Raw genomic sequence first — 13,521 nt, forward strand, 5'->3', positions numbered from 1 at the left:
GGATCGAGGAGGGGCCGGAGACAAGCCGTCCATGAGCGCGATCAGTACAGCGCGGTAGTCGTCGGCGGGCGCGCCGGCCTCGATGGCCAAAGCCGCCCGGTCGAAGGCGGCCGCCAGCAGGGCGGTCAGCGCCTCGGACGGCAATCTGGTTATCGCTTGCGCCCGCATCGCGGCGACCAGACCCTCGCGCAGCGAGCGGCTGCCATGGCGGTTGTCGATCTCGTCCATGGCGGCGCGGCCGAGCACGGCCGGCCCGTCGAGCAGCAGAAGCCGCGTGCGGCCGGGCGCCCGCATTGCCTTGAGATAGGCATCCGATCCGGCGATCAGCGCGTCGCGCGCGGACAGCGACGGCGGCGAGGCATGGTCGATCTCCGCCGCCACGGCCGCTGCTTCCTGTTCGACGACCGCCGCGAACAGCGCCTGCTTGTCGGCGAAATGATGGTAGAGCGCGCCACGCGTCACGCCGGCCTCGGCAACGATCTCCGGCGTACCGGTCTCGGCATAGGATTTTTCCGTGAACAGTTTTCGCGCCGCGCGGATCAGATCGGCGCGCGTCGCCTCGGTGCGGTCGCGATTGGAGCGGCGTCCGGACTCTTGTTGCATACATGCAGCCTGTATGTTATTTCCATTTACATACAGACTGTATGTTGGATGCGAGGAGAAGGAAAGATGAAGACGACAAGCTATTATCCGGTGCTGATGACGGACGATGTCGAAGGCACCGCGGCCTTTTACGTCGAGCATTTCCGCTTCAGCCCGCTCTTCGAGAGCGACTGGTATGTGCATCTCCAGTCAGCAGAGGACCGCCGCGTCAATCTAGGCATCGTCCAGGGCGACCATGAGACGATCCCGGAGGAGGGGCGCGGACGCACGTCCGGCCTGCTGATCAATTTCGAGGTCCGCGATCCAGACGCCGTCTATGAGCGTCTCGTCGCCGCCGGCCTGCCGATCCTGCGCAGCTTGCGCGATGAACCGTTCGGCCAGCGCCATTTCATCACCAGGGACCCCAATGGCGTACTGATCGACGTGATCAAGCCGATCCCGCCGAGCGAAGAGTTCTTGGCGCAATATGCCGACGGAGCGGCCGGAAGCTAGACTAGCCAGCAAGGCTTAGCTCGTCCGCGCCACCGGCGTCACCGTCACCTGGCTGACGCCGGTGCGGCGGACGACCGTGCACAGCGTCTCGCGGCCGATGCGCTCGGCATCGAGCATGCGCACGAGGTCGTCGACGCCGGTCACCGGACGGCCGTCTATGGCCGCGATGATGTCGCCTTCCTTCAGGCCGGCCTTGGCGGCGGGACCGTTCTTTTCGACGCTGCGCAGGCGCACCGCCGTGTTCGTGGTCACCTGCGACAGCAGCGCCGCGCGACGCGGCAGGTTGGTCGTGTCGGCGGAGACGCCGATGAAGGCGCGGCGCACGCGGCCGAACCGGATGATCTCGGAGATGACGAAATTGGCGGTGTTGGACGCGACCGCGAAGGCAATTCCTTGAGCACCGTGGATCATGGCGGTGTTGACGCCGATCACCTCGCCCGCCGACGACACCAGCGGTCCGCCCGAGTTGCCGGGATTGAGCGCGGCATCGGTCTGGATGACGTCGTCGATCAGCCGGCCGGTCGAGGCGCGCATCGAACGGCCGAGCGCGGAGACGACGCCGGCGGTGACGGTCCATTCGAAACCGAGCGGATTGCCGATCGCGATCGCGATCTGGCCGCGGCGCAGGCGCTTGGAATCGCCGAGCGGCGCGACATCGGCGAAACTGCCGTCGGCGCGCACCAGCGCGATGTCGGTATCCGGATCGCGGCCAAGCACGTGGCCTTCGCGCGAGGCGCCGTCGGGCATGGTCACACGCATGGCGCGGGCATCGCCGACGACATGGTAATTGGTGACGACCAACCCGTCCTGCGCGATCACGAAGCCCGAACCGTGACCGCCCGCGCCGATGCGCTCGATGCGGCACACGGCCGGACCGATGCGGTCGACGGCATCGGCAACGGATACCGAGTAAGCGTCGAGCAAAGTGTCGTCAGATGGAAGTTTTTCGGCTGCGAAGGCCATGGGCGTGTTCCCTCGTACATTGATGACTATATGTGCGGAGCGGCCGCAATTGCCGCGACCTGACCAGATGGCCAGTCGGGCCGGTGACTAGCCGTCAGGCGAGTATCCGCGGCTGCGCTGCCGAGCGATATCTGGGTCACCGAACCCAGGAGATCATTGATATGAGCGACTTTAACCTCAGTGCCTTTTCCGACGCGATCGCCGATGTTGCGGCCACCGCCGCCCCCGCGCTGGCGAGCTTCGTCACGCACCATCACCGCACCGCGAGCGCCTTCCACTGGCGCGATGGCTACTTCGTCACCGCCGAGGAAGCGGTCGAAGCCGGCGAGGAGATCGAACTGACGCTGGCCTCCGGCGAAAGCATGAAGGCAGAGCTTGTCGGCCGCGATCCGTCGACGGGCGTTGCCCTGCTGAAACCGGCTTCCGCCGCTGCCGGTTTGCCACAACTCGCCCAGGCCGGCGCCGTGCGGCCCGGCAATCTGGCGATCGCTGCCGGCAACAGCGATGGCGCCGCGCTCGCCGTGTTCGGCACGGTCGGCGAGGTCGGACCGGCCTGGCGCTCGATGCGCGGCGGCACGATCGACCGGCGCATCAACCTCGCCATCAACACCGGCGGCCGCTTCGAGGGCGGGCCGGTGCTCGACGCCAAGGGCGAGCTGATCGGCATGCTGTTGTTCGGGCCTCGCCGGCGGGCGCTGGTCATGCCTTACGAGACGATCGAGCGGGCGGTGGCGACGCTGCGCGAAAAGGGTCATGTCGCGCGCGGCTATCTCGGCGCCGGGCTGCACCCGATCCGCAATGGCGGCACCAAAGGCGCCATGGTGATGAGCCTCGACGACAACGGTCCGGCCAAGGCCGCCGGCCTGCATATCGGCGACATCGTCGTCGCCTGGAACGGCGAGGCCGTGCACGGGCCGCGCGAGCTGATCCGCAAGCTTGGGCCGGACAGTGCGGGTACCACCGTGACGCTCGGCATCTTGAGCGGCGGCGCTGAGCGCGACGTGTCGATCACCATCGGCGAGAAGCCGCTGAGCTGAGAGGATCGATGGCCAGCAGCGCGGCACAAACGATTGTGAGACCGGAGCCGGCAACTCACCGGCTCACGGTGCTGATCGCGCTCGGCGACGCTGGGCGCGCCGAGCAGTTGGCCGATGCGCTTGGCGCCAGCGACGATTTGTTGCCGTCGCTGGCCGGGAGCGGCACGGATCAAGTAGCCGATGTCGCGGTGACCGACGACACTGCCTTGGAGAGCCGAGTCATCGGCTCGACGATGCCCGTCGTCCTGCTTTCCCGACATGTCGGCCGCGAGAGGTTTCAAGGTAACGTGGTCGCCGTGCTGCCGCCGTCGGCCGATGGCTTGTTGATCGCCGCCGCGGCGCGGCTCGCGGCTTCCGGCTATCGCATCGACAGGGCAGGGCCGTCGGCGATCGCGCATGGCGATTTCCATGACGGCCTCGCCGAAGAGGATGTGCCGGATGACAACCAGGTCCGCCCTTCCTTGTCGCCGCGCGAGGCGGAGGTGCTGGCGCTGCTCGCCGAAGGTGCGCCGAACAAGGTGATCGCCCGGCGGCTCAACATTTCCGTGCACACCGCGAAGTTTCATGTCGCCGCCATCCTGGTCAAGCTCGGCGCCGCCAACCGCACCGATGCCATTGCGATTGCCATGCGGCAGGGGTTGGTCCTCGTCTAGAGGGGCAGATCTCAATGGCTCTTGTCCAGCGCCGCGGAGGTCCCGCACCCTACGCAGCGTAACCGTTTCGGCTACTTTGGGCCCTTGCACCGGGGCTGTCGGCCGCGCAAGTTGCCTCCACATCGAAGAGGGAGGCAAAGATGTCGCTCAAGGGAAAGACGCTGTTCATCTCGGGCGGATCGCGTGGCATCGGGCTGGCGATCGCGCTCAGGGCTGCGCGCGACGGCGCCAATGTGACCATCGCGGCCAAGACCGCCGAGCCGCATCCGAAGCTGCCGGGCACCATCTACACCGCGGCGCAAGACATCGAACGGGCCGGCGGCAAGGCGCTGCCGGTGCTCTGCGACATCCGCGACGAGGCCCAGGTTGCCGACGCGGTGGCAAAGACCGTCGAGACGTTCGGCGGCATCGACATCTGTGTCAACAATGCCAGCGCCATCCAGCTTACCGGCACGCTGGAGACCGACATGAAGCGCTACGACCTGATGCATCAGATCAACACGCGCGGCACATTCCTGGTCTCCAAAATGTGCATTCCACACTTGAAGTTGGCCAAGAACCCTCACATCCTGAATCTGGCGCCGCCGCTCGACATGAAGGCCAAATGGTTCAAGAACCACGTCGCCTACACGATGACGAAGTTCGGCATGTCGATGTGCACGCTGGGCATGAGCGCCGAGTTCGCCGGAGCCGGCATCGCCGTCAACTCGCTATGGCCGATCTCGACCATCGACACGGCCGCGGTGCGCAATCTTCTCGGCGGTGCCGCGGTGGCGGCGATGAGCCGCTCGCCCGACATCATGGCCGACGCCGCGCATGCGATCTTCCGGCGACCGTCGCGCGAGGCGACCGGCAATTTCTACATCGACGAAGAGGTGCTACGCGCCGAAGGCGTGACGGACTTTTCGGCCTACGCTCCGGGCGCAGCCGATCAGCTCGCGGGCGACTTCTTCGTTCCCGATGAAGTGTTTGCGAACTCGCAAACGAAGGTCAGAAGAATCTACTGAAGGGTGCAGGCACGTTAGAGCGTTTCACCGTTTCACGGAAACAGCGAAACGCTCTATCTCTTTGTTTTTACGCAATTCCGGACGGAAAACCGCTCACACTTTTCCTGGAATTGCTCTAGTCCGCCGCGGCCTTCTTGCCTTTCGCCAGCGCCATGACGCGGTCGATATAGGCCAGCATCAGCGCCGAAATCACGAACGCCAGATGCATGATGGTCAGCCACATCAGCTGCTCCGTCGTATAGGAAGCGTGATTGAGGAAGACCTGCAGGAGGTGGATCGAGGAGATCGCGACAATGGTCGAGGCGACCTTGACCTTCAGCGAGCCGACATCGATCGTTCCCAGCCAGTGGACCTCGCCGTCCTGCTCGTCGAAGCGGCTGACGAAGTTCTCGTAGCCCGAGATGATCACCATTACCACCAGCGAGGCGACAAGCGCCGCGTCGATCAGACCGAGCATCTTCAGGATCGTGTCGGTGTCGCCAAGCGTGAAGGCGCTGACCACAAACTCGTAAAGCTTCTTGCCGAAGGACAGGGCATATGTCGCGAGCGCCACGCCGAGCCCGAGATAGAAGGCGACCAGCAGCCAGCGCGAGGCGAGGATAACGGATTCGATGGCGAGTTCGAGACGCTTCATGAAGGCTTCCGGTCAAACTGCGATTGAGGGTATTTCGGCCAGACAGGGCCGGTTTTCAAGACAAAAAGCCCCGCCGGGGAGGGGACCCGGCGGGGCTCAGTCGTGTCCCGCTGGAGTCGGGACAGGGCAGGGAACGCCCTGCATAGAAACTGGGTGCCGCAATGTGGCAATTCAATGAGTTAGCCCCGATCGACAGGACAAATCTTCTCGAGCCAGGAAAGCAAAGGCCCGTCCGCCGCGGACGGGCCTTCACCTCAAGCGCTGATTCCAGAAATCCGATCAGGATCTTGAAATCCAACGCTCATTGCTGGTCACTGTTGCTCGCCACCGGCGCCACCAGCGAGGTGATGCGACGGATGGCGACACGCCGGTTCTCGCGGTTCGGACCGGGCGTGTTCACCTTGAGATACTCCTCGCCATAGCCCTGCGTGGTTAGGTTCTCGGCCGGGATGCCGAAGGCGTTGGTCAACGCCTCGGCGACCGCTTCGGCGCGGCGGTCCGACAGAGCTAGGTTCGCATCCGGCGTGCCGACGGCGTCGGTGTGGCCTTCGATCAGGAAGGTCTCGGCTGGGTTCTTCTTGAGCAATTTCTCCATGGCGCTGGCGACGCCATTGAGCTTCTGCACCTCGGTGTCGGAAATCGTGGCCGAGCCGAAGTCGAAGTTCAGCGTGTCGAGATCGATGCGCCGGGCGATATCGCGCACGCGGGCCGAGCGCTTGACCTCGTCGATCGAGTAGAGACGCTGCACCCTCTCCACAGGCGGCTGCTCGAGGAAGGTGTAGTAGTCGTCGTCGCTCTGGACATCCTCGGAATCGAGGATGTAGTCGCGCTGCGGTATGGTGAGCCGCATCGGCGGCAGATCGTCACCGGGATCGCGCCAATTCTCGTCGTCCTGGTACTGCCGCTCGTCGACATAGCTCAGCACATATTCGCGGCCGTCCGGCATGACGCGCGAACGCTGGATGACATCGCCGTAGCGGTTGCGGATGGTGACGACGCGGATGCCATTGCCGCGTTCGACCGTCTCGCGCGTGCGGCCGCCCGACAGATCCTCGTAGTAGACGTCCTTGGCGCCGCGGGTGATGCGGGGAGCCTCGTTGCTTTCGACGAAGGTCTGGTTGTTGAACTGGAGGATCACGCGGTCACCGAACTGTTTCACAACATCCGCGCCCTGGGGCCGGCGGCGTTCGCGCACCACCTGATCGGGCGTAAGCTCGATCCGCTTGCCCTTCTCCTGGTCCACCGGAACGATCTTCTCGGGCTTGATCGCCTGCTGTGCCGACCTGTCGTCGGCGGGCGGCGGACCCTGGTCGATCGGAGCCGGCCTCTGCGCCTGCTTGCCGCTTTGCTGCTGTCCGGCCTGATTGGCGTTCTGACCATTGCCGGCCTGGCCATTGTCAGTCTGAGCGCCACCGGTCTGGGCACCGCCGTTCTGGCCGTTGTCGTTGCGGCCCCGGTGCTTGCGCACGGCATCTTTCTGGCTGTCCAGGACTGGCGCCTCATTCGGATTGGCGGTTTGGCCCTGCGCGGTGTTGCCGCCATTGGCCGGCTGGTTGTTGTTCGCCGGCTGATTGCCATTGGCCGGCTGTTCGCCGGTTGCTGGTCGCTGCTCGCCGGTGGCGGGCTGGCGGCCGGTCTTGGTCTGCTCGCCGGTGGCAGGTTGCTCGCCGGTGGCGGGCTGTTCGCCATTCGCCGGCTGCTCGGCAGTCGGTTTCTTGCCGCGCTTCTTCTTGTCCTGGGTCTGTCCGCCCTGGGCCGGCTGCTCGCCATTCTGCAGCGGCTCGGCTTGCTGTGGTGCGGGTTCACCTGCCGGCGCGGTCTCGTTCTGCTGGTTCTGCCGCGGCTTCTTGCCTTGACTGCCGCCTTGCTGGTTGTCGTTGGCGGGAGCGGTCTGTTCGGTCGGGGCGACCTGCTCGCCCGCCTGGCCAGCGGGTTCTCTCTGCTGCTGGTCGTGCTTGCGCTTCTTGCGGCTCTGGTTTCCTTGCTGGTCGCCCTGCTGCTGGCCGCCCTGCTGCTCAGGCGCGACCTGCTGTCCAGCAGGCTGCTGATCGGACGGCGCCGTTTCGGTCTGCTGGTTGCGCTTTTTCTTGCGCGACTGCTGTTCGTCAGTTGTGGACTGAGCGCCCTGATTAGCGGGCGCCTCAGTCTGCTGTTGTTGGTCGCGCTTCTTGCGTGGCTTCACCGACTGTTCATCGGTTGCCGGCTGGCCACCCTGATCGGCGGGCGCTTCTGTTTGCTGCTGCTGGTCGCGCTTCTTGCGCGGCTTAAGCTGCTGCTTGGCGGGCGCGACTTCCCCGGACTGACCATTGTCCATCTGCTGCTGGTCTTGCCGCTTCTTGCGCGGCTTCTGCTCGGTCTCGGCGGGCGCGGCTTGTTCGGCCGCCGGCGCCGATTCGCTTTGCTGCTGCTGTTCGTGCTTCTTTTTCCGGGGCTGTTCGCCACCCTGTTGGCCCCCACCTTTTTGGCCTTGGGCGCATTCCTCAGCGGACTGGCCTTCAGCGCAGGCGGCCTGCGCAAGGATGAACGGTGTGCCGTGCAGGCTGCCGGAAGCGACACCCCCCTGCAGCGGGTACGCGCCCAACGGCGCGGATGCCATAAGCAGGCCGATTGCCGTGCCCGCCAGAATCCGTGGTTGGCGTTTCATATTAATTTTCTCCTACTGGGGTCCCATCCCTGCCCAAACTTTCGTCAACCGCAATTGGTTCCGCCAGGCATTGACGCCAACCAAGGATGCCTGGCCGGCCTTTTGAAGGCAATTTCGTGTTTTTCTAATGTTGATACTGGGCCACCCGTCACCGCGGCGCTTGACCGAAACGCCGCGGAGGGCCAAATCCAGCAAAATGACCGCGCCATTCTGGAAAACGAAGACGCTTGAGGCGATGACCCCGGCCGAATGGGAATCGCTATGCGACGGCTGTGGCAAATGCTGCCTGTCGAAGCTCGAGGACGAGGATACGGGCGAGATCTTCTGGACAAGCGTCGGCTGCAGGCTGTTCGATGCGCAGAACTGCCGTTGCTCCGACTATGCCAACCGCCTGGCGCGGGTGCCTGATTGCGTCGGCCTGACGCCGCAAAATGTGCGCACCATCACCTGGCTGCCAAAGACCTGCGCCTACCGGCTCATCGCCGAGGGCCATGATCTCTACTGGTGGCACAGGCTTGTTTCGGGAAGTGCCGAGACCGTGCACGAAGCCGGCATTTCGATCAAGGGCCGGGTGAAGGCCAAGGAAACCGATCTGGCCGAGCCGGACGACTACTTTGATTATATACTGGACGACGAACCGTAACCCGGTTCGCAACGGATATTGATGGCGAACGCTGAGGATCCGCGTTTAAGGACGACCATGATGGGGGCATTCACGTTCAGGCACCGCGAGAGACGAACCCCGGCGGGTTCGCGCTTGAGGGCGGACCTATCAGGTTCGCGTTTGCACCAAGGGTGACGAACCCGACGGGTTCCCGTTTATATGAACCGGACATGAATGGCCGGTTCGCGGAAAGTTCAGACACAAAAAGGCATTTTCCAATCATCGATTCTAAGGGCGAGAGCCCACAACAAGGAGAGAAGACGATGTTCAGCACGATCAAGACCGCAGCCCTTTCGGCTCTTGTCGGACTTGGCACTTTGGCCGCCATTCCGGCGCATGCGGATAGCCTCTATCTCGGTTTCGGGGACAGGCATGACCCGCGGTTCGGCATCTACGCCGGCGACGACGACGGCTATCGCCGCGACTGGCGCCGCGACCGCGACCGCGACCGCGACTGGCGTGGCTGCTCGCCGGACCGCGCCCTCGACAAGGCCGAGCACATGGGCCTGCATCGCGCCCGCATCGTCGACATCAGCCGCCGCACGGTGAAGGTGGCCGGCCGCCAGTATGGTGACCGCGTGGTGGTGGTGTTCGCCAACGAACGCGGCTGCCCGATCATCTATCGCTGAGATTAAAAGGACGATCCGCAGGATCGCCTGTGCGCCTGTGCGGACGATCCTCTTCGGGCATCGCCTATGAGATATGATCTTCTGCAAAGATCAATCTTGACTAGCGGAGCCCCTCAAGGTGAGGCGTGGCTCGAAAAAAGCCCCGGAGGACCGTTCCTCCGGGGCTTTTTGCGTACGGTGGCGCGCTCGCGGTGCGTCTGCGGCGCCGGCCGATCGTCACTTCAGCTCGAAGGTGACCGTGACCTGGACGTTGTAGGAATTCTCGCCGGCCTGGACCGGCACGGCCGAGCGGGCGGCGTCGAACGACTTGGCCGCCATCGGCATCGGCGCCGGCGCGATATTCTGGTCGGTGATCTCGATCACCTTGCCCAGGCTGACCCCGGCCGCTTCCGCAAGCGTCTTTGCCTTGGCCATGGCATCGGCGACGGCCTTCTTGCGCGCCTCGGTGATTGTCGCCTTCGGATCGTCATTGGTGAAGGCGATGCCGCCACCCTGATTGACGCCGAGCGACACCGCCTTGTCGAGAATCTCGCCCGTCTTGTCGACATTGCGCACGCGCACCGACAGCGTGTTGGTCACCTGATAGGCGACGAGCTGCGCCTCCTGGCTCCCGTCGGCCTTGTTGGTGTAGTTGTAGCGCGGGTTGATCTGGATGCCGGCGGTCTGCAGGTCGCGTTCGGCAACACCCGCGGATTTCATAGCTGCGATCACCGCCGCCATGGCGTCGTTGTTGGCATCGAGCGCTTCGCGCGCACTCTTGGCTTCGCGCATGACGCTGAGCGAAAGGATCGCCATGTCCGGCGCCACCGTCGCTTCGCCTCCGCCGGATACGATGATGCGGGGCGGTGGCTGAGTGTCTGCGGCGCTTGCCAGCGCCGGGAACGCGACCGCGGCAGCGAGCGCGATGGGCAAAAGATGTCTGGTCATGAAAACTCCTCGAAGTCTGCGATCCGACGCTCCGCGCCGCATCTGCCTCGACCCGCAAAGGCATCGATTCCCGCAGTGCGGCGCAAGGGCCGGACCTGTTTCGCGCCACATGGGCGCAGGCCGCTCTACGGCGCGAATATGGGCTGATTTTGGCGTTTTGCGCCAGCGCTTTCGAAAGCCTTGTGCGGCGACAAGAAAAACACTAAGCCAGCCCGCGTGGGGCCTGTAGCTCAATGGTTAGAGCCGGCGGCTCATAACCGCTTGGTTGGGGGTTCGAGTCCCTCCGGGCCCACCATTATCGTTATTTATCAATGGTTTATAGGCCGGTTCGCCACGAGGTTCGCCAATAGGTTCGCCAAGCATCGGCTTGCGCGTCACCAGACGCACGACTCGATCCATCCCCTGGACCGCCAGCCGAACCTGCGATGCCTCGCGCGAATAGAGCTCGGCATGATCGATGTCGTCGTGACCGAGCACATCCATGAGCTGCCTGGTCGAGGCTTCTGCTTCGGCCAGATAAACGCCAAGCGACTTTCTCAGCCCGTGCAGCGTCAGCCCTTTCGGAAGCCCGGCAAGCTTGCACCAGCGAGCCATGGTGCCGGTTAGGGATTTGGCGGAGAAGGGCTGGCCATAAGCCGTGACCAAGACGGTTTCGCCTCGCTTGTCAGTGGCATCGAGGATTTCGGCAAGCATCGGTGTAATCGGAACGAAAAGCCGCTTGCCCCCGGTCCTGGTCTTGTTCTTGGCCTGGGTGATGTCGAAGCCGTCGAACTGACGTTCCTCGCCATCGATCATGACCCTGCGTGTGACCCTCTGGTCCCATCGCAATTCGGCGACATCGCCGCGACGATTGCCCAGCCAAAGCGCGAGTCCATAGCAGGTGCGCGCAGCCGTCCCGAGCGGCCAGCGCTGTTCAAACTTCTGCATTGCTTCGCTTGGCCAAGCCTTCCAGCCTGTGTAGGCGGGACGCCATTCCACAGCTGCGGTGGGATCGATTTCGATCCAATCCAGGCGTATCGCGACATTGACGAGTTTGCGTATCCCGACCAGCAGGTGCTTAGCCTTGTGTGGTGTCGCGATGAAGCGTCCCAGAAGCTCCTCGACGTGCATTCGCCGCAGGTTCTTAACAGGCACATCGCGCCATGTAAGGGGATGGTCATCGACAACCCGCAGACCCAGAAATTCCTCGATCAGACGGCTGTTCTTGAATTTCGTACTCTCGTCATGGGCGAGCCACTTGACAGAAATCTTCAACCGTTGAAAGGCCGCTCCAAACGTGCCGGGCAGGGCAGATCCAGGCATTTGGACGACGGGGGCCTTGGGGACTTTCCGACCTTCGACCGCTGCTTGGTAGGCATTCTTGAAACCGGGCTGGTTTGGCGCCGGCAGACTAACAACACGCTCCTTCGTCCGATAGCGCCAGCGAACTTTGCCATGGCGATCGGTGTAGGAGGAGAGGCCGGGATATTTGTCGGTCATGGCAGAATGAATCTATTCCCTGCGATGATTCCCTTGCAACAGGAAGTCGACGATATTTTCTTCATCGTCTCCAGGTAGTTCGGTAAAGGCGGCTTCGAGTTTCAAGCGATCCCAAATCACGCGGCCGTCAACCTTCTTCGGCTTTGGCATGCGGTGGTCCGCGACCATTTGATCGAATTTGGTTACGCCAACGCCGACGTACCGGGCGGCTTCTTCCCGCGAGAGACCCCGAGGGGGATAGGAGAGGGCGTCGCTTTTCATGATCTCTCCGGCATATGTCCGCTCATTCCGTTCAGAGATAGGATCTAGATTGCATCGACCTCCGCCGGAAGGGCGCCGATCAAGCACTGCGGCAAATTGCGGTCTCTGCGTATAAATAGGATGGTTGCGGGAGTTCAGGGGGTCCGAGTCGGGGGAGCGCTACCGCCTTTCCCCCACTCCGAGAGCGCACGATAGTTTCTACAGTGTCGGGCATGATAACCTGCCTCGGTGCTGCAAAGACCAGTAGCGAGCGGTAGAGGCTGACATGAAAACTATCCACGACGCGAGCGGCAGTTCTGCACCCACATAGCGGTCGCTGCGGTAGGCTCTCCTAAAAGCGGTCATTGCTCGTGGCCTGGACCGCTAATCGCAAATCGATTTGCTCCGTCAGACTGCGCCGGCGAAGCGATTGATCCTGAAATCGTCGATTGGCGTTTCGCAGCGGCCTGCTGTCATTAGCTCGGCCATGGCCTCGCCCACGCCCGGGCCGAGCTGGAAGCCATGCCCGCAGAAACCGAAGGCATGGAACAGGCCCGGCGTGGTGGCCGACTGTCCCATGACCGGCAGCATGTCGGCCACATAGCCCTCGCATCCGGACCATGTGCGGATGACCGTGACTTTTCCGATTGCCGGCAGCAGCCGCGCGACGGCGCGCAACTGTAACGGCAGGCGCATGGGGTCGGCTTTTGCGTGACCGTGTTCGAGATCCACCGGCACCCTCTCGGCCGCGCCGCCGAAGACGATGTTGCCCCGCTCGACCTGCCGCAGATAGGCGCCATAGTCCTTGTCGCGTGTCCATATGCCGACCACCGGGAGGATCCGGTGCGGCAACGGCTCTGTCACACCCATCTGCGGGCCGCGCGCTTCCAGTGGAACTTCTTCTCCGAATTGCGCAGCGATGCGGGCGCCCCAGGCGCCGGTGGTGTTGAGCAGGCACTCGGCGGCGAACGCGCCTTTTGAGCTGACGATACGGAATCCGGCGTCGGTGTGGCTGATCGTATCGACCTTGGCATCGTCGACGATCTCTACCCCCAGCTTGTGGGCAGCCTGGGCAAAGGCCGTTGCGATGAGTCGCGGATTGCCGCTGCCGTCATGCGGCGAGAATGACGCAGAGATCGCCTCGGGGCCGAGGCCGCGAAACCGGGAGCGGATTTCGCGCGGTCCAAGTTCCTCCAGCTCGAGCCCCCAGCGTTGTGCCGCCCCGGCATAGGCCCGCATATCGGCAAGACTTGCCTCATCGAAGATCAGTCGGATGTGGCCGGTGGCGCGGAATTCGACGTCGCGGCCAAGCATCTTTTCGGCCTCGCCCCAGAGCTTGAGCGAGCGATGGGCAAGCGGCAACTGAGACAAATGGCGGCCCGTGCGCCGGATGTTGCCGAACGAAGCGACGGTCGCCCCGGTGCCGATCCGGTGGCGCTCTATCAGCCTCACGCGCGCGCCGCGCCTTGCGAGGAAATAGGCCGAAGCCGTCCCCATCAGGCCGCCGCCCAGCACGATCACATCCATGGCGGCTCCATGCAGGCAGGTT

At 63.8% G+C, this 13,521-nt stretch carries 14 protein-coding genes, 1 tRNA gene and 1 pseudogene; 8 read left to right on the forward strand and 8 right to left on the reverse strand.

The annotated features are described in order from the left end of the window. The coding region (locus FJW06_RS19430; protein ID WP_140753829.1) for a TetR/AcrR family transcriptional regulator at positions 1-603 on the reverse strand (603 nt) is incomplete at its 3' end. A 66-nt stretch (positions 604-669) separates the two neighbouring features. On the opposite strand from FJW06_RS19430, the gene FJW06_RS19435 reads away from it, so the two are divergent. Next, the gene (locus FJW06_RS19435) at positions 670-1,095 is read left to right on the forward strand and encodes a VOC family protein (RefSeq protein WP_140753830.1); all 426 of its coding nucleotides are present in this window, start codon (positions 670-672) and stop codon (positions 1,093-1,095) included. Between the two features lie 15 nt (positions 1,096-1,110). Here the strand turns inward: FJW06_RS19435 and FJW06_RS19440 are convergent, their stop codons facing one another. After that, entirely contained in the window at positions 1,111-2,058 is a 948-nt protein-coding gene (locus FJW06_RS19440) for a trypsin-like peptidase domain-containing protein (protein WP_140753831.1), read from the reverse strand. Between the two features lie 161 nt (positions 2,059-2,219). Between FJW06_RS19440 and FJW06_RS19445 the strand changes: the two genes are divergently transcribed. The 3 genes from FJW06_RS19445 (at position 2,220) to FJW06_RS19455 (ending at position 4,755) form a co-directional block, all read left to right on the forward strand. After that, on the forward strand, positions 2,220-3,095 hold the full coding sequence (locus FJW06_RS19445; protein WP_140753832.1) for a S1C family serine protease: 876 nt from the start codon (positions 2,220-2,222) through the stop codon (positions 3,093-3,095). A gap of 8 nt (positions 3,096-3,103) precedes the next feature. After that, positions 3,104-3,748, forward strand: coding sequence for a helix-turn-helix transcriptional regulator (locus FJW06_RS19450; protein ID WP_140753833.1), 645 nt, complete (start codon positions 3,104-3,106; stop codon positions 3,746-3,748). Positions 3,749-3,888: 140 nt separating this feature from the next. Continuing rightward, positions 3,889-4,755, forward strand: coding sequence for an NAD(P)-dependent oxidoreductase (locus FJW06_RS19455; RefSeq protein ID WP_140753834.1), 867 nt, complete (start codon positions 3,889-3,891; stop codon positions 4,753-4,755). A gap of 115 nt (positions 4,756-4,870) precedes the next feature. Here the strand turns inward: FJW06_RS19455 and FJW06_RS19460 are convergent, their stop codons facing one another. Further along, entirely contained in the window at positions 4,871-5,389 is a 519-nt protein-coding gene (locus FJW06_RS19460) for a TIGR00645 family protein (protein WP_140753835.1), read from the reverse strand. Positions 5,390-5,690: 301 nt separating this feature from the next. Further along, positions 5,691-6,857 (reverse strand): OmpA family protein, encoded by a 1,167-nt coding sequence (locus tag FJW06_RS30635; RefSeq protein ID WP_246674703.1) that lies wholly within the window; start codon positions 6,855-6,857, stop codon positions 5,691-5,693. Between FJW06_RS30635 and FJW06_RS30640 the strand changes: the two genes are divergently transcribed. From FJW06_RS30640 to FJW06_RS19475, 3 genes are all read left to right on the forward strand, one after another. Further along, the gene (locus tag FJW06_RS30640) at positions 6,846-8,264 is read left to right on the forward strand and encodes a hypothetical protein (protein ID WP_246674705.1); all 1,419 of its coding nucleotides are present in this window, start codon (positions 6,846-6,848) and stop codon (positions 8,262-8,264) included. The two genes, FJW06_RS30635 and FJW06_RS30640, sit on opposite strands and share 12 nt — an antisense overlap. Next, a complete protein-coding gene (locus FJW06_RS19470) occupies positions 8,230-8,676 on the forward strand; it encodes a YcgN family cysteine cluster protein (RefSeq protein WP_140753837.1) in 447 nt (148 codons plus the stop codon). The genes FJW06_RS30640 and FJW06_RS19470 overlap by 35 nt, the downstream gene beginning before the upstream one ends. Before the next feature lie 284 nt (positions 8,677-8,960). Further along, positions 8,961-9,326, forward strand: coding sequence for a hypothetical protein (locus FJW06_RS19475; RefSeq protein ID WP_140753838.1), 366 nt, complete (start codon positions 8,961-8,963; stop codon positions 9,324-9,326). A gap of 216 nt (positions 9,327-9,542) precedes the next feature. Here the strand turns inward: FJW06_RS19475 and FJW06_RS19480 are convergent, their stop codons facing one another. Then, a complete protein-coding gene (locus FJW06_RS19480) occupies positions 9,543-10,253 on the reverse strand; it encodes an SIMPL domain-containing protein (protein WP_140753839.1) in 711 nt (236 codons plus the stop codon). Positions 10,254-10,472: 219 nt separating this feature from the next. Here FJW06_RS19480 and FJW06_RS19485 point away from each other — a divergent pair. After that, positions 10,473-10,548, forward strand: a tRNA-Ile gene (locus tag FJW06_RS19485). 191 nt (positions 10,549-10,739) lie between these two features. Here the strand turns inward: FJW06_RS19485 and FJW06_RS30965 are convergent. From FJW06_RS30965 to FJW06_RS19500, 3 genes and pseudogenes are all read right to left on the reverse strand, one after another. Continuing rightward, a pseudogene (locus FJW06_RS30965) lies at positions 10,740-11,732 on the reverse strand (tyrosine-type recombinase/integrase); the annotation flags it as partial. 12 nt (positions 11,733-11,744) lie between these two features. Beyond that, positions 11,745-11,993, reverse strand: coding sequence for a hypothetical protein (locus tag FJW06_RS19495; RefSeq protein ID WP_140753840.1), 249 nt, complete (start codon positions 11,991-11,993; stop codon positions 11,745-11,747). Positions 11,994-12,380: 387 nt separating this feature from the next. Next, positions 12,381-13,499: an FAD-binding oxidoreductase gene (locus FJW06_RS19500; protein WP_140753841.1), complete on the reverse strand. Its 1,119-nt coding sequence runs from the start codon at positions 13,497-13,499 to the stop codon at positions 12,381-12,383. Positions 13,500-13,521: the final 22 nt, after the last annotated feature.

It is taken from the genome of Mesorhizobium sp. B4-1-3 (assembly GCF_006439355.1).
Taxonomy (GTDB): domain Bacteria; phylum Pseudomonadota; class Alphaproteobacteria; order Rhizobiales; family Rhizobiaceae; genus Mesorhizobium.